We start from the raw sequence: 18,435 nt of genomic DNA, 5'->3' as shown, positions 1-18,435 counted from the left end.
GACAGGGGGCAACAGTCATGCCGGGCCCGGAGGCCAGCGGCCCCATTGCAGGACCGCGAAAAAGATAACGGGGGTGGTGCGTGCGGGGGGTGGTGCGGGGGGTGGTGCGTGCGGCCCGCCGGACCCGGGCGGGCGCGGTCCCGTCGCGCGCAGTCCCTCCGGAGGCGTACCGGGGCGGATGCGCCGTCAGCGGTCGTCGGCGGGGCCGTCCGCGAGCGGCTCGCGGACGGTCGCCGGTCCCTGCGCCGGTACGGTGTCCGGCTCCGGGGCGGGTACGTGGCGCAGCACCCCCCACATGCTCCGTTCCAGGGCGTGCGAGGCGTCCTCGGCCGCGCGGTCCAGGTCGTCGGCCCGCTCCTGCCCGCCCGGTCGTGACGAGGGTTCCGCATCGGTGGCGCGGCAGTCGGTCAGAGCTGCGGCGATCGCGTGCGGGTCGATCCCGGAACCGATCAGCACGAGCTGGGTGAGCCTGCCTCCCCCCGGTTCCCACGGCTCCGGGACGAACCGCAGGAAGCCGCCCACGGCGTGCAGCGCGTAGCGGTTCACCGGGTCTCCGGGGCCGAAGTCGACGAACCCCTTGATGCGGTACAGCCCGTCGGTCCGTGCTTCGAGGAACCGCATGAAGCGCTGCGGGTCCATCGGCACGTCCGAGGTGAAGGCCACGCTGTCGTAGGCCGCGTGCAGGTGTCCGTCGTGGCCCCCGTCCTCCTCGGCCAGCAGGTCCTCGAACGTGAGCTGCCGGGCCCGCTCCTCCTCGTCCGAGCGCGGCGCGGGGTCGAACAGCAGCTCCGGGTCGATCCGCCCCCGCACGGTGGAGACGACGGCCGCCCCTCCCGCGAGCGACGTGACCGTACGCCGGACCCGGCCGTGCTCCGCCTCGGTGGTCCGGTCCGTCTTGTTGAGCACGACCAGGTCGGCGACCGCGAGATGGCGGTCGATCCCGGGGTGGCGTTCCCGCGTCCGGTCGAACTCCGCCGCGTCGACCACCTCGACCAGCCCTCCGTAACGGATGTGCGGGTTGCCGCTGGCCAGCAGCATCCGTACGAGTTCCTGGGGCTCGGCGAGACCGCTGGCCTCCACGACGATCAGGTCGATCCGGGCGGCGGGCCGGGTGAGCGTCTCCAGATAGGTGTCGAGCTCGTCGGTGTCGACCGCGCAGCAGAGACAGCCGTTGCCGAGCGACACCGTCGAACCCGCCTGCCCGGCGATCGTCATGGCGTCGATCCCGATGGCCCCGAAGTCGTTCACGATCACCCCGATCCGGTTGCCCGCGCGGTTGCGGAGCAGGTGGTTCAGCAGCGTCGTCTTGCCGGACCCCAGGAAGCCCGCGAGGACGACGACCGGGATCTGCCGCGTGCCGGACGGTTCCGGGACCGCGTCGGGGACCGGGGCCGGGTCCGGGACCACGTCCGGGTCCGCGGGGAACGTCCCGGTGCCGGGCGTGGTCGTCGGAGCCGTGGGCGGGGACGGGTTCGCGGTCAACGGGGCTTCCTCACGGGTCGTTCAGGGGGCCGGTACCGGCTGCGGGGCAGGCGTTCCGCCATAGCGGGCCGCCGGGCGGATGATCTTCGAGTCCTCCGCCTGCTCCAGGATATTGGCGCTCCAGCCGACCACCCGCGCCGCACAGAACGTCGGCGTGAACATCGCCCGCGGCAACCCGCAGAGTTCCATCACCACACCGGCGTAGAACTCCACGTTGGTGTGCAGTTCGCGCCCCGGTTTGAGCTCGGCGAGGATCTCCTCGACCTGCCGCTCCACCTGCACGGCGAAGTCGACGAGCGGGCCGCCGATCCCCCGGGCGATCTCCCGCAGCATCCGGGACCGCGGGTCCTCGGTGCGGTACACGGGGTGGCCGAAGCCCATGATCCGGCCGCCGGACCGCACCTGCTCACGGATCCAGCCGTCGATGCGGTCCGGGGTGCCGATGGTGTCCAGGGTGTCCAGCGCCCGGCTGGGCGCGCCGCCGTGCAGCGGCCCCGAGAGGGCGCCGACGGCCGCCACCAGGCAGGCCGCCAGGTCGGCTCCGGTGGAGGCGACCACGCGACCGGTGAAGGTCGAGGCGTTGAACCCGTGGTCCACGGTGGAGATCAGATAGCGCTCGACCGCCCTGGCACGGGCCGGGTCCGGCACCTGCCCCGTGAGCATGTACAGGTAGTTCGCCGCGTGCGGGAGGTCGTCGCGCGGCTCCACCGGTTCGAGCCCCTGCCCGAGCCGGTGCAGGGCGGTGAGCAGGGTCGGGACCACCGCGCACGCCGCCAGCGCGTCGTCGCGGCGGCGCTCCGCCGTCAGGTCGTACACCGGGCGGAACCCGGCCGCCGCCCCGTACAGCGAGAGCGCGGTGCGCAGCCCCGCGAGCGGACCGGACGCGACGCCGGCCGCGGCGATCGCGGGCAGCGCCCGGCGCACCTCGTCGGGCAGCCGCCGCAGCGACGCGGTACGGGCGGCGAACGCGGCCGCCTGCTCCCGGTCCGGCAGTTCGCCGTGGACCATCAGGTGCCAGACGTCCTCGAACGTCCGGGTCTCCGCGAGCTCGATCGCCGAGTACTGCCGGTAGTGGTAGAAGCCCTCGCGCCCGCGGACGTCTCCGAGCGCGGTGTCGGTGACGACGACCCCGGCGAGGCCGCGCGGAACGGCGGGCGCGGGAGCGTCGCCGGGGGCGGGCCGGCCGGGAAGGTGCGGGTCGGCGGGGGCGGGGGTGGGGCTGGCCGGGGTCGGCATGGCGGTCTCTTCTCGATCACGCGCCCCGTCGGGGGCGCTCGCCTTCGACGCGCGAGCACCCCTGCCGCGGGTCGACGTGGGTGTGCCCCGTCGGAGGGGTGTGCGCGTTCCTCTGCATTGATTCGACTCTCCATGCTTGACTGTAAACCTGTCAACATTGATTGAATCAATGTGAAAACCCATGGATCACGACTGGATACGGTGGGACCATGACCGATCGAGACGGGCGGGACCCCGGCCGCCTGACGACGCGCGAGACCGCGGAACTGCTCGGCGTGAAGCCGGAGACCGTGTACGCCTACGTCAGCCGGGGCCAGCTCAGCAGCCGGCGCGCGCCCGGCGGCAGGGGCAGCACGTTCGACGCGGACGAGGTGCGGGCCCTGGCCGGCCGCACGGGCAGACGTGAACCGGTGGCTGCCGCGGGCGAGTTCGCCTTCCGCACGGGCATCACCCTGATCGGACCCGCCCGTTACTGCTACCGGGGCGTCGACGCCGTCGAACTCGCGGGCCAGTACGGCTTCGAGGCGGTGGCCGAGTGGCTGTGGACCGGCGAACTACGTCCGGAGACCCGCTTCACCGCTCCGCCCGAGGCGCTGGCGGCGGCCCGGCGGGCGGTCGGCGCGCTCCCCGCGCACAGCGGGCCGACGGACCGGCTGCGGGTGGCCGTGGTGGCCGCCGCGGCGGCCGATCCGCTCCGCTACGACCTCGCGCCGAGTTCCGTGCTGGGCGGCGCCCGCGGGCTGATCCCGACCCTGGTCGACGCCCTGCCGGAGATCGGGCGGGCGGAGGCCGGTGCCGCCCCGGGCACGGACGCGGGGACCGCCGGCCCCGGGGCAGCGGCGGCGCCCCGGCTCGCCGACCGCCTGTGGCCCCGGCTCACCGCGCGCCCCGCCGACCCGGCGGCCCTGCACGTGCTGGACACGGCACTCACCCTGCTGATCGACCACGACCTGGCGGCCTCGACCCTCGCCGCCCGGGTGGCCGCCTCTGCCAGGGCGCATCCGTACGCGGTCGTCTCGGCCGGTCTGGGGGTGCTGGAGGGGCCGCTGCACGGGGCGGCGAGCGGGCAGGCGCACCGGATGCTGGCGGACGTCGTCGAACGGGGCGGGGCCGTCCCGGTCGTCGCGGAACACCTGCGGGCCGGACGTCCGGTGCCCGGACTCGGGCACCGGCTGTACACCGGCGAGGACCCGCGCGCCCGCGCGTTGTTCGCTCTGCTGGAGCGGGTCGGCCACGCGTCGGCGGCACTGGAGGCGGCGCGCGACGTGGTCGCCGTCACCGCGCGGCACCAGCCGCTGCACGCCAACGTCGACCTCGCGCTCGCGGTGCTCTCCGTCTCCTGCGGCATGCCCGCCGAGGCCGGTGAGACCGTGTTCGCCGTGGCCCGCACGGCGGGCTGGATCGCCCATGCCCTGGAGGAGTACGCGGAACGCCCGCTGCGGCTCCGCCCCACCGGCCAGTACACGGGCCCTCCCCCGCCCCAGCCCCTGCCCCGGCCCGCCACCGGGGCTCGTGTCATGCCGTAGGCGGCACCACGGAGTCGTCCGGACACCATGAGGCGGTCCGGGGGCCGGGGAACGGTCCGGGGCCGGCGGAATACGCCGGGGGCAGGGCCGTCACACCGCACCCGCGCCGGTGAGCGCCCTGACCTCCGTCTCGGCGTGCTTGGCCTCGTCCGGCGGCTCGGGGGACGTGACCGTCCCGATCCATCCCGCCAGGAATCCGAGCGGGACGGAGACGAGACCGGGGTTCTCCAGCGGGAAGAGCTGGAAGTCGGCTCCGGGGAAGAGCGAGGCCGGACCACCCGAGACCACGGGCGACAGCAACACCAGCAGGAGGGCGGGGATCAGGCCGCCGTAGACCGCCCACACCGCCCCCCGGGTGGTGAAGTTCTTCCAGAACAGGGAGTACAGCAGCGCGGGGAGGTTCGCCGACGCCGCGACGGCGAACGCGAGACCCACGAGGAAGGCGACGTTCAGGTTCTGCACCAGCAGGCCGAGCGCGATGGCGACCACGCCGATGCCCGCCGCCGCGACCCGGGCCACGGCGACCTCGCCGTACTGCTTGCCGCCGGGACGCCGCAACGAGGCGTAGAGGTCGTGCGCCACGGACGCGGACGAGGCGAGGGTGATCCCGGCGACCACCGCGAGGATGGTGGCGAAGGCGATGGCGGCGACCACGGCGAACAGCACCGTGCCCCCCGTCGACCCTTCTCCCCCGCCGAGTTCGAGGGCCAGCAGCGGCACCGCGGTGTTGCCGGCCGCGTGGGAGGCGCGGACTTCGGCGCTCCCGACCACGGCGGCGGCGCCGAAGCCGAGCACGATCGTCATCAGGTAGAAGCCGCCGATGAGACCGATGGACCAGACGACGGACCGGCGGGCCGCCCGGGCGGTCGGCACGGTGTAGAAGCGGGACAGGATGTGCGGGAGCCCCGCGGTACCGAGGACCAGGGCGATCCCGAGGCTGATGAAGTCGAGGCGCGCCGTCCAGCTTCCGCCGTACTTCAGACCGGGAGCCAGGAAGTCCGTGCCACGGCCGCTGCGTTCGGCGGCGGTGGTGAGCAACGCGTTGATGTTCCCGTGGAAGTGGACGAGGACGAGGACGGTCAGGGCGATCGCCCCCGCCATCAGCAGCACGGCTTTGACGATCTGGATCCAGGTGGTGGCGCGCATCCCGCCGAGCGACACGTAGACCACCATGAGCGCCCCGACACCGACCACGGTCCACGACCGGGCGGCGTCGCTGGTGCCGCCGAGGAGCAGCGCGACGAGGCTGCCCGCTCCGACCATCTGCGCGACCAGGTACAGCACGGAGACCGTGACGGAGGAGGTCCCCACCGCGGTGCGCACCGGCCGCTCCGCCATCCGGGCGGCGACGACGTCGGCGAGCGTGAACCGGCCGCAGTTGCGGACGAGTTCGGCGACCAGGAGCAGCACGACGAGCCAGGCGACCAGGAAGCCGACGGAGTACAGCATGCCGTCGTAGCCGAAGAGGGCGATGAGCCCGGAGATGCCGAGGAACGACGCCGCCGACATGTAGTCGCCGGCTATGGCGAATCCGTTCTCCATCGGGGAGAACAGCCGACCGCCCGCGTAGAACTCCTCGGCCGAACCCTGCCGGGTCCGGCTCACCCAGGTGGTGATGCCGAGGGTGACGGCGACGAACGCGCTGAACAGCAGGAGTGCCAGCGTCTGGTGGTCGCCGCTCACCGCCCGGCCCCTCTCGTCATCTCCTGCGTGTCCCAGCGCAGATCCAGTGCGGCCCGGTCCCGGCGCAACCGCGCGTGCCGCGCGTACGCCCAGGTCAGCAGGAACGTGGTGAGGAACTGGCCGAGCCCGGCCACCAGGGCGACGTTGACCGCCCCGATCACCGGGCGGCCCATCAGTCCGGGTGCGGAGGTGGCCGCCACCACGTAGGCGAGGTACCAGACCAGGAACGCCGCGGAGGCGGGGACGACGAAGCGGCGGTACCTGCGGCGGACTTCCCGGAAGGCGTCACTGCGCTGCACCTCCAGGTAGATCTCGGCCGCGGTGTGGCGCCGCGCCGGAATGCCGGGCCCGTCCGGCCCGGGGGGTGCGGCGCTCCCCGTACCCTCCGGCTCGCCCCAGCCGAGGGCCGGCACGTCGTACCACGGGTCGTCGAGCCGCATGGCCGCGGCCTCGCGCCCTGCTTCCTTCTCCACCGCACAACTCCCTTGTCCGCAGACCTTTTCGGCCGCGTAGCCAAGGATGAGCGGAAAATGAAGACCCCCGCCGTCGGACCGGCGATGTTTCACCTGTTCAAGTGAATGTGCACGTGACAGTGGCGCCGGGTGCTTGTGCGCATCCATGTACGTGGATACGTGGACGTACCGCGCGGCCTGCGCCCGGTCACGGACCCCCCTGGGTGGACATCGGCCCCGGGCCGGGTGGGGACCCGGGGCGTGCCGCGCTCCCGGCGTGCCGGGCCCTCAGGCGTCGATGCGCGAGCGGTCCAGCGTGGCCGCCGAACTGGTGATGAACTCCTTGCGGGGCGCCACTTCGTTGCCCATCAGGAGGTCGAAGATCCTCTCGGAGGACTCCAGATCCCCGATGTTGATCCGGCGCAGCGTGCGGTGGCGGGGGTCCATCGTGGTCTCCGCCAACTGGTCGGCGTCCATCTCGCCCAGGCCCTTGTAGCGCTGGATCGAGTCCTTGTACCGGACGTTCTTGCGCTGGAGCTCCAGCAGCGTCTGCCGCAGCTCGTTGTCGGAGTAGGTGTAGATGTACTTGTCCTGCCCCTTCTTGGGCTGGACGAGTTCGATCCGGTGCAGCGGCGGGACCGCCGCGAAGACCCGCCCCGCCTCGACCATGGGCCGCATGTAGCGCTGGAACAGCGTGAGCAGCAGGGTGCGGATGTGGGAGCCGTCGACGTCGGCGTCCGTCATCATGATGACCTTGCCGTACCGCGCGGCGTCGATGTCGAAGGTCCGGCCGGACCCCGCTCCTATGACCTGGATGATGGCGCCGCACTCGGCGTTCTTCAGCATGTCCGAGACCGACGACTTCTGGACGTTGAGGATCTTGCCGCGGATGGGCAGCAGCGCCTGGAACTCGCTGTTGCGGGCCAGCTTCGCCGTACCCAGCGCGGAGTCGCCCTCGACGATGAAGAGCTCGCTGCGGTCCACGTCGTCGCTGCGGCAGTCGGCGAGCTTCGCCGGCAGGGAGGAGGACTCCAGCGCGGTCTTCCGGCGCTGGGCGTCCTTGTGCTGGCGCGCCGCGATACGGGTGCGCGCCGCCGCGACCGTCTTCTCCAGCACCGACCGGGCCTGGGCCTTCGCGTCGCGCTTCGTGGAGGTGAGGAAGGCCTTGAGCTCCTTGGCCACCACGGCGGAGACGATGCGGTTGGCGGCCGAGGTGCCGAGGACCTCCTTGGTCTGCCCTTCGAACTGCGGCTCGGCGAGACGGACGGTGACCACCGCCGTGAGCCCCTCCAGCGCGTCGTCCTTCACGATGTCGTCCTCGGCCACCCGCAGCAGCTTGGAGGAACGCAGCGTCTCGTTGATCGTCTTCGTCACGGAGCGCTCGAAGCCGGACACGTGGGTGCCGCCCTTGGGGGTGGCGATGATGTTGACGAAGGACTTGACGACGGTGTCGTAGCCGGTGCCCCAGCGCAGCGCGATGTCCACGCCGAGCTCACGGGTGACCTCGGTCGGGGTCATGTGGCCCCGGTCGTCCAGGACCGGCACGGTCTCCTTGAAGGTGCCCTGCCCGGTGAGCCGCTGCACGTCGCAGACGGCCTTGTCCTGGGCGAGGTACTCGCAGAACTCGCTGATGCCGCCGTCGTAGTGGAAGGTCTCCTCGCTGACGGGCGCGCCGTCGATCGCCCTCTCGTCGCGGACGACGAGGGTGAGGCCGGGCACCAGGAAGGCCGTCTGGCGGGCGCGCTGGTAGAGCGTGTCCAGGTTGAGCTTCGCGTCCTTGAGGAAGATCTGCCGGTCCGCCCAGTACCTCACCCGGGTGCCGGTACGGGTCTTCGCGAACCGCTTGCTCTTGCGGAGACCGTTACCCGGATCGAACGGACTTTCGGGTCCCTGTTCGGTGAAGATGCCGGGAACGCCGCGGCGGAAGCTGATCGCGTGGGTCGAGCCGCCGCGGTCCACCTCGACGTCGAGCCGGGCCGAGAGGGCGTTGACGACCGAGGCCCCCACGCCGTGCAGACCGCCCGAGGCGGCGTAGGAGCCGCCGCCGAACTTCCCGCCCGCGTGCAGCTTGGTCATGACGACCTCGACGCCCGACAGCCCCGTCTTGGGCTCGACGTCGACCGGGATGCCACGGCCGTTGTCGCGGACCTCGACGGAGGCGTCCTCGTGCAGGATCACCTCGATGTGGTCGCCGTAGCCGCCCAGCGCCTCGTCGACGGAGTTGTCGATGATCTCCCAGAGGCAGTGCATGAGACCACGGCTGTCGGTGGACCCGATGTACATCCCGGGGCGCTTGCGGACGGCCTCCAGCCCCTCCAGGACGAGGAGGTGCCGCGCGGTGTAGTTGGAGCCGTCCCGGTCGGCGCCACCGCTCGTTCCGGTCAGCAGCGCAGTGGACGGCACGGACGTATCGGCGGTCACGCGGTTCGCTCCTCGCTGAATTTCAATGGGGGCCCAGATGGGTAGTGGGCTCGTCCGGTCTGGGCCCGGGTAGCGGATGAGAGCCTACAGAGGCCTGGTAGAGCGGTTGTCACGCCACCCACGGGGGAATCATCATGCTAGTCGAGCCCCCCAGCCACTCGCATGGACGTTCGATCATTCGTCGAGGTGACGTGCACATCACGTTCCCTTCGAGGCATGAACCATTTAGGCTCCGGGCACGTCCTCATGAACAAACCGGCAAGCCGGCCGGCGGACGGACCGAAGACAAGCAACGCGAAACCGTAGTGCTCCGCAGTACGGCCCATTCGCCGCCAACCGTCGACGGACAGCCGACCCGAGAAGAAGTTCCGAAAGAAATGCCGCGAGCGGGAACGTTTTCGGCCTGGTTGGATGTTGACCCTGGTACGACAGCTCGTCGAGCTAGAGAAGAGGCGACGTGACTACTGTTCTGACCCCCGCGAGCCCGCTGACCGCAGCAGACCGCTGTGACCGTTGCGGCGCCCAGGCTTATCTGCGCGTCGTCCTCATCAGTGGCGGTGAACTGCTCTTCTGCGCCCACCACGGACGCAAGTTCGAGCCGGAACTCAAGAAGATCGCCGCGGAAATACAGGATGAGACGGATCGGCTCAGTGCCGCTCCAGCAGGTGTGGCCGACGAGGCACCGCACTGACGCCTCTCATCCACGACGAGCCAGGGGCCGGTCCTCGACCGGCCGACGGGCGGCTTCCCCATCCGGGGACGCCGCCCGTTCTCGTCCTCCGGACCCGCCGTACGACCGCGGGCGCCGAGAAACCCCCGCATCCGCCCGCCAGGGCCGTACGGGGGTTCAGGCGTGCCCCCAGCGCCCTCGGGAGCAGGGGTCGCCCCCGTAGCCCGGGACCGGAGTCGGATCGGGTTCCGTCCGGCGGATCACACCCTGCCGTCGGCCCAGCCGATCGCCGCGGAGATCCTGGTGTACACACCGGGGCTGTCGGCGCGCCCACAGCCATTGCCCCAGGAGACCAGCCCGATCAGCCGGCCGCCGGACACCAGCGGCCCTCCGCTGTCGCCCTGGCAGGCGTCGCGGCCGCCCTCCGGGTCACCCGCACAGAGCATCGAGGGGGCGTCGTAGCCGCCCCGGGAGCCGCCGGGGTAGGCGCGGGCGCAGTCGCTGTCCGCCAGCACCTGTACGGACGCCGCACGCAACGAGGTGGCATAGGCGCCGAAACCGCTGGTGTCCCCCCAGCCGTAGACCGTCGCCGCGGCGCCGGGACGGTACCCGGCCTCCCCCGCCCGGGCCATGGCGATCGTGTCGGCGTGGTCGCGGGCCCGTGAGAGCGTCACCACGGCGAGGTCCCCCACGCTCGTCGACGGGTCGTAGTCCGGGTTGACCCACACCTCGCCGACCGGGATCTCCTCGCCCCCTGTGTCGCGCAGTTCGTCGCGGCCCGCGATGACCGTGAGGTCCCCCACGCCGGGTCCCTCGCCCAGCACGTCTTCGCCCAGGCAGTGGGCCGCCGTCACGACCTTCGTCGGCGCGACGAGGACCCCGCCGCAGAACTGGCCCGCCCTCGACTCCCCGAAGCGGTCCCGGCTGGCCAGGGCCACCGTCCAGGGGCTCTCCGCCACCTTCACCGGTTGCCCGCCGATGATGATGCTGTCGGATGCGGCCGGGCCGGCGGGGGCGGCCACCAGGACCGCCGCGGCGGCGAGGGCGGGCGCACCGGTCATGACGGGAAAGCGGTGACGACGCATGGAGGCTCCTGACTCCGAGGTGATGGCGACTCACCCAGCGTCATCCACTCCGGCGGCGTCCGCACGCCACGCCCAGCACGGAGGGCCCGGATCCTCATGGGATCCGGGCCCTCCGGCAGAGCCGTCCGCGCACGGTGGCCGCGCGCAGTGCGGTCTTTAGTCGAGGTAGTCGCGCAGCACCTGCGAACGCGACGGGTGGCGGAGCTTGGACATGGTCTTCGACTCGATCTGACGGATGCGCTCGCGCGTCACCCCGTAGACCTTGCCGATCTCGTCCAGCGTCTTGGGCTGACCGTCGGTGAGACCGAACCGCATCGAGACCACGCCGGCCTCACGCTCGGAGAGCGTGTCGAGCACGGAGTGCAGCTGCTCCTGGAGCAGGGTGAAGCTGACCGCGTCGGCCGGGACGACCGCCTCGGAGTCCTCGATCAGGTCACCGAACTCGCTGTCGCCGTCCTCACCCAGAGGGGTGTGGAGGGAGATCGGCTCGCGGCCGTACTTCTGGACCTCGATGACCTTCTCCGGGGTCATGTCGAGTTCCTTGGCCAGCTCCTCCGGGGTGGGCTCACGGCCCAGGTCCTGGAGCATCTGCCGCTGGACGCGCGCGAGCTTGTTGATGACCTCGACCATGTGCACCGGGATACGGATGGTGCGGGCCTGGTCGGCCATGGCGCGGGTGATCGCCTGACGGATCCACCAGGTGGCGTACGTGGAGAACTTGTAGCCCTTGGTGTAGTCGAACTTCTCGACCGCGCGGATCAGACCGAGGTTGCCTTCCTGGATCAGGTCCAGGAAGAGCATGCCGCGGCCGGTGTAGCGCTTGGCCAGCGAGACCACGAGACGGAGGTTGGCCTCCAGCAGGTGGTTCTTGGCGCGGCGGCCGTCCTCGGCGATGATCTCCAGCTCGCGCTTCAGCTTCGGGGCGAGCTTGTCCGCGTTGGCGAGCTTGTCCTCGGCGAAGAGCCCGGCCTCGATGCGCTTGGCGAGCTCGACCTCCTGCTCCGCGTTGAGGAGCGGGACCTTGCCGATCTGCTTGAGGTAGTCCTTGACCGGGTCGGCGGTGGCGCCGGCGACGGCGACCTGCTGCGCGGGCGCGTCGTCCTCGTCGTCGTCGGAGAGGACGAAGCCCTTGTTCTCGCCCTCGCCCTCCTCTTCCTCGCCCTTGCCGGCCTTGACCTCTTCGACGGCGTCGTCGCCGTCGAGCAGCTCGTCGTCCTGCTTGCCGGTCTTCTTCGCGGCGGTCTTCTTCGCCGCGGTCTTCTTGACCGCTGTCTTCTTGGCGACCGTCTTCTTGGCCGCCGCCTTCTTCGCGGGGATCTCGTCGCCGGCCGCCTCGGCGCTCTCGGCGGCGGGTGCGGTGGCCGCGACGGTCCGCGTCACGGTCGTCTTCGCAGCGACGGTCTTGGTGGCGGTGCGCTTGACCGGGCTCTTCGCCGCGACGCTCTTGCGGGCGCGCTTCGGCGACTCCGCGGCACTGACCATCAGCGTCACACCCTCTTCCTCGAGGATCTGGTTGAGGCTGCGCAGAACATTCTTCCACTGGGTTGGCGGAATCTGGTCAGCCTCGAAGGCCCGACGCACGTCGTCGCCGGCGATCTGCCCATCAGCCTTCCCCCGCTCGATGAGCGCCATCACAGACTCGGACTCGGCGATCTCCGGCGGGAGCGTACGGGATGTGCTGGCCGACACGAACAACCTCTCGGAACGATGGAAACGGCTTCCGGCCCGGCCCGGAGAGGGCTGGGTCCGACGTCCGCCGACTGGGGATGTCGTCGACGGCGCGGGTGAGGCCTCAGAACTGCACAGCGCCTGTGATGGCTGCTGTATTCCTTCCGCTGCGGTCACCTCTTAGGTCATCGCACTGTTTCGAGGAGTGTTACGCCCAATCCGCGTGGCCCGAGTCACACCTCATTCGCGACGAACCGTGCCGAGTGTGCCGTTACCCCGCAATTGTGCCGCCGGACCCCTTCAGGTCCGGCGGCACAGGGTCCGCACACCCCGCGCGCCGTGCGCTCAGTGTTCGCGCGGCGCGGGGACCACTCCTTCGGGGTGGACCACCAGCAGCTGACGCATCGCGGCCTCGGCGCCGGGCGCGTCGCCCGAGGCGAGCGCCTCCGCGATCCGCGCGTGCTGCGCCACCGAGGCCTCGCTCAGCCGGTCACAACCGGTGACCGGGCCGCCCGAGACGTGCAGCGCGGCGGAGACGATGCCGGAAAGGTGTTCGAGCATGCGGTTGTCCGCGGCCTGGATGAGCAGGGCGTGGAACTCCGCGTCGGCACGGGAAAAAGTGATGCCGTCGCCCTGGCCCAGCGCATGGCCCATGATCTCCACCATGTCGCCGAGCCGCTGCTGAAGGTCCTCCCGGCCGTGTCCGGCCGCGAGACGGGCGGCGAGGGGCTCGATGGTCCAGCGCAACTCGGCCAGCTCCCGCCTCTGGTCGTCACGCTGCGGACCGAAGGCACGCCATTCGATGATGTCGGGGTCGAGCAGATTCCAGTCACTGACCGGCCGCACCCGCGTCCCCACATTGGGGCGCGCGCTGACCAGGCCCTTGGCCTCCAGCACACGCAAGGACTCGCGCACGACGGTCCGGGAGACCTCGAAACGCTGCCCGATCTCTTCGGGCACGAGCGGACGGTCGGTGCCGAGATCTCCGGAAACGATCATCTGGCCGAGCTGCTGGACGAGTTGGCCGTGCAGTCCGCGGCCGCGGCTGGCCGCGCCGCGGCGGTTCGCCCGCCCCAGCTCGGAATCGGTGCCACCCCAGGAGCGCGTCGCGGCACGCTCGCCGGGCGACGCCTCCGTAAAGGGGTAGCGATCAACGTCGCCCGGGCCGGCGAGGCCGGATTCGGCGTTACGGGCGGTGGTCATCAGGGTGCGCGCAAGGGTACTCACGCATCCTTTGTCGGCCTGGCTCGCCCGGCCCTTGAGGTCTTTGCTGAAAAGCACACGAAAGGGTGATCGGCAACGACGCCGCAATTGACGCTCAACCGCCACAAAACGGCCGGACATCGGGAAGTTGGGCGCCTCTCATGACCGGAGCGCTCCGGTCATGATCGCCAACGTGCTCTGCTCCGTAGGGCGGTGATCACATAGGCGCAGACGAGTGCCGACAGGGAGAGGGCGAGGGCCGCGCCCTCGGGCTGTGCCACAATCCGCCCGGCCGCCGCGATCCACCGGTCCGCGCCCGCCGGAAGCTCCAGCCACGCCAGCCCGCGCAGGCGGGCGGGCAGACCCGCGAAGGAGTGGGCGGACGGCTGGGACAGCATCCACCGCACGAGCGGAACGACCAGTACCGGCACCGCGAGCACCGCGGCCACTCCCGCCCCCGCCACCCGGAACGTACCCGCCGCCAGCAGCCCGGCCCAGGCGCAGCCGACCGTCAGACCGAGCCAACTGGCGGCGAGTGGGACGGCGTTTCCAGGGACCTTGATCAACTCCTCGCCGAACAGCAGCCGGAGCGCCTGGACGTCGCACAGCACGACCAGCACGGCGAGCACCACGGCGACCCCGGCGGTGACCAGCAGCTTCGCGACGAGCAGCCCCAGCCGCCGGGGGACGGTGCCCCGGCTGGCGGCCAGCGCCGGATAGCGGAACTCGTCGCCGTAGGACAGCGCGCCGATGAGGCCGGCACCCAGGGGGGCGAGCGGCAGGGGGAGCAGCGGGGGCCAGCCGGCCAGCAGACGGGGCTGCGCCGCGACGCCCGCGCGGGCGAGGAAGAGGGAGATCGAGACCGTGGCGACCAGAACCACCGCCATGATCACTGCGGTTGTCCGCACGCCCAGCAGGCGGCGCATCTCGTAGCGCAGCGGACGGATCGGCCCCCGGGGCGGACGGACGGTGATCGGCGGGGGCAGTTCGGAGAGCGCCACGGCCGAGGCGGTGCGGCGTGCCGCCGCGGTCACCGGGTCCACGACGGGGCCGCTGTCGCCGATCTCGTCGGCGAGCTGGTGGACCGGCACGCCGTGCCGGAACGCGGCGTCGCCGATCTCCGCGCAACTGCTGCCGTACACCGAGAGCCGGTTGCTCTCCTCCGCCACCACCTCGACCGAGCGCCGCGCCGCACGCGCCTCGCCGCTGACGGCGGCGGCCAGCCGGGCGGCGTGCGGGGTACGGACCGCGACCCGGGGACGCAAGCGGGTCCGGGCGAAGTCCGCCACCTCCTGGTCCGCGACGAGCCGTCCTCCTTCGAGGGTCACGACACGGTCCGCGACCTTGACGGCCTCCCGTGGATCACTGGTGGTCCACAGGACGGTGCCGCCCTGGGCCGCGTGGGCCCGCATCAACCCGTACAGCCAGGTGCTCTCGCGCGGCGACAGGCCGTCGGCGGGGTCGTCCATCAGCAGGGTGTGCGGATCGCCCAGCAGCGCCGACGCGACGCCGAGCCGCCGGTCCATGCCTGCGGAGAGCGAACCGATGCGCTGATCCCCCAACCCCGCCAGGCCCACCACTTCCAGCAGTTCGTCGGCGCGGGAGGCGGGTGCCCCGGCGGCGGCGCACAGCATCCGCAGCTGTCCCCGCGCGGTGCGCGCCGGATGTCCGGGCACGTCGCCGAGGAGCACGCCCACTTCCCGGGCGGGGTGCCCGACGCGGTGGAGCGGACGGCCGCGGAAGTAGGTGACTCCGCGTCCCGGTTCCAGTTCGAGCATCAGGCGCAGAGCGGTGGTCTTCCCGGAACCGGGTGCACCGAGAAGGGTGGTGACACGGCCCGGCGGGGCTTCGAAGGTGAGATCGTCCACTGCGGAAGGCTGGTCGCGGCGGGGGGCGCTGGTGAGTCCGATGGCCTGGAGCATCGCTTCTCTCGCGGAAGGTGAGACCGCTCGGCGGCAGGGTCCGGGTGCGTACCGGAGCAACATAACGCCATATTTGGGACTTTTGCCTCAGCGATGGGTTCGCGGCGTTCCGCGGGTTGCCCCTGGATACCGGTGGGAGAGGGACGCTGACGTCGGCCGGGGCCCCGGCCGACGCGTCCGTGCGCCCCGCGCGTCAGACTTCCGGTCGCAGCATGGGCGGGTTGAGCGCGGTGGCGGTGCCTGCGCGGAACAACTGGGCGGGACGGCCGCCTTGGCGTGTGGTCGTCCCCCCGGAGGGCACCAGGAACCCCGGTGTACCGGTCACCTTGCGATGGAAGTTGCGGGGATCCAGCACCACGCCCCAGACCGCTTCGTACACCCGGCGCAGTTCTCCGACGGTGAACTCGGCGGGGCAGAACGCAGTGGCGAGAGACGAATATTCGATCTTGGACCTGGCCCGTTCCACTCCGTCGGCCAGGATGCGCGCGTGGTCGAAGGCGAGCGGAGGGGCCGCATCCGCCTCCGGGCCGGAGCCGTCCGCAGGGCCGAGCAGGCTCTCGACCTCCGCCCAGCGTGCGCTGTTGGCGTCGCCCCCGGCGCGGGGGGCCGGCAGGTCGGGTGCGAGCGCGAGATGCGCCACGCTCACCACCCGCATCCTGGGATCGCGCGCCGGAGCGCCGTAGGTGGCCAGTTGTTCGAGGTGCGCGCCGTTGCCGTCCGCGGCCCCGCTCGCCGCGCCGGGAGAGAGCGAAGGGGGAACCAGTGCGCAGAGCCCCGTCTCCTCACTGAGCTCCCGCGCCGCGGCGGCCCCGAGGTCCTCGTCCGCCTTGACGAAGCCGCCCGGCAGCGCCCATCTGCCCTGGAAGGGCTCTTCACCTCTGCGGACGACCAGCGCGCAGAGGGCGTGGCGGCGCACTGTCAGGACGACCAGGTCGACGGTGACAGCGAAGGGCGGGAACGTCGACGGGTCGTAGGTCGGCATGGGGCCGATCATAGTCGTCTCACTGACGATAAACACTCCGTTCCGGCCGTCCCGGCGGACCGGATCACGGTGACGGCCCGGCGGCCCCCTCCTCCGCGCCATCTGGCGGCCGTCCGCCGGTTGCCCGCACCCGGCCGGCGCCGGGAGCCGGCGCCGTCAGGCGGAGGAGGTCAGCCTCTTCGCCGTACTGCAGTGATCGGTCCTGGAGTGGCGCCACAACTGAATCACCGTCACTCCGAGCAGGACGACGAACGCCCCGAGAAGGATTCCGGCGAACTCCGTCTGCCTGCCGCTCGCCGGCCTCCCCTCCTCCAGGATCAGGACGAGCGCGGACAGCACCGCGCCCGCGGCGTACACCGACCGCACACGCCGCAGTTGCCGCACCGTGCGGGGAGCGAGAGCAACACGCCTCATGGATGCCATGGTCCCCCTCTACCCCCGTCCGCCGCGAACAGACCCGGCGTCAACATCCTTTTCCCCGGCACGCGTTCACCGGCGATCCGGCCGAGGCGGGCGGGCGCCGCGGATGCGTCCGGCGCTCACGACGTCATACCGTCCGGGCTCGCGCCGACTCCGCCGCCGGACCTGCGCTGACGTGGCACCCGTGGTGCGGAGATCCGGTCGCGACCCGGTCCGCCGGAGCGTCCGCCCGCCTCCGGACGGGTTCCCGGCCGTCCGGAGCCGCGGGGGGTCCGGGCGCCACCAGGGTCCGGGAGCCTCCGGGCGCCTCGGGACGGCGCGGTGCGCGGCGCCTTCGCCGGAGTCCGCCGCGGAGCGCCCCCGACCGGGGCCGGGGGCGCGGGCGAGAGCGCGGGGCCGTCCGTCGCCCCGGCCGCGGCCACCGCCGGGGTGTCCCCCGGGGGTCCGGGAGGCATGTCGTCGTCGCCGCGCAGACAGCGGCGCAGCGTCTCCGGGTCGAGTCCCTCGTTGCACGCTTGGTGCAGCAGGAGGGCGAAGGTGTACTGCGGATCCGAGCGCAGCGCGAGAGCCAGCGCGACCCTGGCGCCCGGCTCGTCGCCGGTCGACCAGGAGACCCACCCGGCCAGGGTCAGCGGCGCCGCCGCGTGTTCGACGTAGGGGCCGACGCACCGACGGGCCAGCGCGCGCCACAGCCGCAGCGCCCGGGGCGCCTCGGCGCCCTCCATCCACTGCGCGGCCCTGTCCCGGGTATCCCGGTCCTGGAGCCCCAGGATCACGGCCGCCGCCTCCCCGTCCTCGATCAGCCGGTCGTCGCGGGCGTCCGCCTCCTCCACGGCGACCGGCGTCGGGGTGGATCCCAGCCGGTCCCTGAGCACCCGGGCGAGGGCGAGCGTCTCGTCGGCCACCCCGACCCGGCCGCGGGCGTCGAGAATCCTCGCCACCAGTGCGGCCGCCGCCGTGTCGAGTGCCCGGCGCTGAGCCTGCGCCCCCGGACCGGTGTGCGGCGCGAGCCTCGCTTCCATGTCCCGCAGCGACCCCCTGACCTGGATGCCGACGTAGGCGGCGGCCGCCGCCATCACGGTCGTGCCGGGCAGAGCGAGCGGGTTCCCCTCGTCGGGGCAGCACCGCGCGTCGGGACAGCAGTACGACCAGTACCGGCCGCCGGAGATGCAGAGCGCTTCCAGGACCGGGACGTCCAGGGCCCCGCACGCCGTGCGCAGCAGTTGCGCCAGCGGACGCAGGCGTTCCACCGTGTGCCGGGCACCGCCCTCCCGCGCCGGGTCCTGGCAGAGGAACACGACGACGGCGTCCGGGCGGGAGCCCCGGCGCTCGCTGCCGGAGATCAGGGAATCGGCAAGCTGCTCGGCAACGTCCGGCCACTCCTGCGCGGAGCCGGGGATGCCGAGTCTGAGGCGGCCCCCGAAACGCCCGCGCCGCCCGTGCAGGGCCACCATGACCACGCTGTCGGTGGGGTGGAAACCCATCAGGTACGGCAGGGCGTCGGCGAGATCTGCCGGGCTGCGCAGGGTGATCTGCTGCGCGTCGGCGGGACCGGTGGATTCGTGGTGCTGGTTCATGGCACGTACGGTCCCCCGGACCGTCACGATCCGCGACCCCCTGTGGATAAGTTGTCCACAGGTTGCTCGGGCCGTTCGCGCTTTGTCGGAGCCATCGGGTTGCATGGG

The 18,435-nt window shown here is 72.0% G+C and carries 14 protein-coding genes; 2 read left to right on the top strand and 12 right to left on the bottom strand.

The features are described from left to right. Positions 1–186: 186 nt before the first annotated feature. On the bottom strand, positions 187–1,407 hold the full coding sequence (locus Q0994_RS29540; RefSeq protein ID WP_299540664.1) for a GTP-binding protein: 1,221 nt from the start codon (positions 1,405–1,407) through the stop codon (positions 187–189). Positions 1,408–1,503: 96 nt separating this feature from the next. Beyond that, entirely contained in the window at positions 1,504–2,718 is a 1,215-nt protein-coding gene (locus tag Q0994_RS29535) for a citrate/2-methylcitrate synthase (RefSeq protein ID WP_299540651.1), read from the bottom strand. 209 nt (positions 2,719–2,927) lie between these two features. Here Q0994_RS29535 and Q0994_RS29530 point away from each other — a divergent pair, with 209 nt between their 5' ends. Continuing rightward, the gene (locus tag Q0994_RS29530) at positions 2,928–4,244 is read left to right on the top strand and encodes a citrate/2-methylcitrate synthase (protein ID WP_299540648.1); all 1,317 of its coding nucleotides are present in this window, start codon (positions 2,928–2,930) and stop codon (positions 4,242–4,244) included. Positions 4,245–4,334: 90 nt separating this feature from the next. On the opposite strand, the gene Q0994_RS29525 is transcribed toward Q0994_RS29530, so the two are convergent. The 3 genes from Q0994_RS29525 to Q0994_RS29515 form a co-directional block, all read right to left on the bottom strand. After that, entirely contained in the window at positions 4,335–5,927 is a 1,593-nt protein-coding gene (locus Q0994_RS29525; RefSeq protein ID WP_299540646.1) for a cation acetate symporter, read from the bottom strand. Continuing rightward, on the bottom strand, positions 5,924–6,367 hold the full coding sequence (locus Q0994_RS29520; protein WP_299540662.1) for a DUF485 domain-containing protein: 444 nt from the start codon (positions 6,365–6,367) through the stop codon (positions 5,924–5,926). The genes Q0994_RS29525 and Q0994_RS29520 overlap by 4 nt, the downstream gene beginning before the upstream one ends. 300 nt (positions 6,368–6,667) lie before the next feature. Beyond that, positions 6,668–8,800 (bottom strand): type IIA DNA topoisomerase subunit B, encoded by a 2,133-nt coding sequence (locus Q0994_RS29515; RefSeq protein WP_299540643.1) that lies wholly within the window; start codon positions 8,798–8,800, stop codon positions 6,668–6,670. Positions 8,801–9,257: 457 nt separating this feature from the next. Here Q0994_RS29515 and Q0994_RS29510 point away from each other — a divergent pair, with 457 nt between their 5' ends. Then, complete coding sequence (locus Q0994_RS29510; RefSeq protein WP_299540641.1) at positions 9,258–9,491, top strand: hypothetical protein; 234 nt, start codon at positions 9,258–9,260, stop codon at positions 9,489–9,491. A gap of 239 nt (positions 9,492–9,730) precedes the next feature. Here Q0994_RS29510 and Q0994_RS29505 read toward each other — a convergent pair whose 3' ends face one another. The 7 genes from Q0994_RS29505 to Q0994_RS29475 all read right to left on the bottom strand — a co-directional run bounded on the left by Q0994_RS29505 (position 9,731) and on the right by Q0994_RS29475 (position 18,327). Next, positions 9,731–10,531, bottom strand: a complete 801-nt coding sequence (locus tag Q0994_RS29505) for a trypsin-like serine protease (RefSeq protein ID WP_299540660.1) — start codon at positions 10,529–10,531, stop codon at positions 9,731–9,733. A gap of 180 nt (positions 10,532–10,711) precedes the next feature. After that, on the bottom strand, positions 10,712–12,244 hold the full coding sequence (locus tag Q0994_RS29500) for an RNA polymerase sigma factor (protein WP_299540638.1): 1,533 nt from the start codon (positions 12,242–12,244) through the stop codon (positions 10,712–10,714). 324 nt (positions 12,245–12,568) lie between these two features. After that, positions 12,569–13,429, bottom strand: a complete 861-nt coding sequence (locus Q0994_RS29495; RefSeq protein ID WP_299540656.1) for a FadR/GntR family transcriptional regulator — start codon at positions 13,427–13,429, stop codon at positions 12,569–12,571. A 176-nt stretch (positions 13,430–13,605) separates the two neighbouring features. Beyond that, positions 13,606–15,348, bottom strand: coding sequence for an ATP-binding cassette domain-containing protein (locus Q0994_RS29490; protein WP_299540635.1), 1,743 nt, complete (start codon positions 15,346–15,348; stop codon positions 13,606–13,608). Positions 15,349–15,541: 193 nt separating this feature from the next. Next, on the bottom strand, positions 15,542–16,330 hold the full coding sequence (locus Q0994_RS29485) for an NUDIX domain-containing protein (RefSeq protein ID WP_299540632.1): 789 nt from the start codon (positions 16,328–16,330) through the stop codon (positions 15,542–15,544). Between the two features lie 156 nt (positions 16,331–16,486). Then, a complete protein-coding gene (locus Q0994_RS29480; protein WP_363325584.1) occupies positions 16,487–16,744 on the bottom strand; it encodes a hypothetical protein in 258 nt (85 codons plus the stop codon). 125 nt (positions 16,745–16,869) lie between these two features. Then, positions 16,870–18,327, bottom strand: coding sequence for a DUF4192 domain-containing protein (locus Q0994_RS29475; protein ID WP_299540627.1), 1,458 nt, complete (start codon positions 18,325–18,327; stop codon positions 16,870–16,872). Between the last annotated feature and the right edge of the window lie 108 nt (positions 18,328–18,435).

This window comes from uncultured Streptomyces sp. (genome assembly GCF_947488945.1).
GTDB lineage: Bacteria > Actinomycetota > Actinomycetes > Streptomycetales > Streptomycetaceae > Streptomyces.
Note: the sequence above shows the minus strand (reverse complement) of the source record. Positions and strands in the feature narration are given on the sequence as shown.

What these genes read in the sequence shown, in the direction of transcription:
- Q0994_RS29535 (WP_299540651.1), bottom strand. Translation starts at nt 2,718, where the DNA reads ATGCCGACCCCGGCCAGCCCCACCCCCGCCCCCGCCGACCCGCACCTT.
- Q0994_RS29530 (WP_299540648.1), top strand. Translation starts at nt 2,928, where the DNA reads ATGACCGATCGAGACGGGCGGGACCCCGGCCGCCTGACGACGCGCGAG.
- Q0994_RS29520 (WP_299540662.1), bottom strand. Translation starts at nt 6,367, where the DNA reads ATGCGGCTCGACGACCCGTGGTACGACGTGCCGGCCCTCGGCTGGGGC.
- Q0994_RS29505 (WP_299540660.1), bottom strand. Translation starts at nt 10,531, where the DNA reads ATGACCGGTGCGCCCGCCCTCGCCGCCGCGGCGGTCCTGGTGGCCGCC.
- Q0994_RS29490 (WP_299540635.1), bottom strand. Translation starts at nt 15,348, where the DNA reads ATGCTCCAGGCCATCGGACTCACCAGCGCCCCCCGCCGCGACCAGCCT.
- Q0994_RS29485 (WP_299540632.1), bottom strand. Translation starts at nt 16,330, where the DNA reads ATGCCGACCTACGACCCGTCGACGTTCCCGCCCTTCGCTGTCACCGTC.
- Q0994_RS29480 (WP_363325584.1), bottom strand. Translation starts at nt 16,744, where the DNA reads ATGAGGCGTGTTGCTCTCGCTCCCCGCACGGTGCGGCAACTGCGGCGT.
- Q0994_RS29475 (WP_299540627.1), bottom strand. Translation starts at nt 18,327, where the DNA reads ATGAACCAGCACCACGAATCCACCGGTCCCGCCGACGCGCAGCAGATC.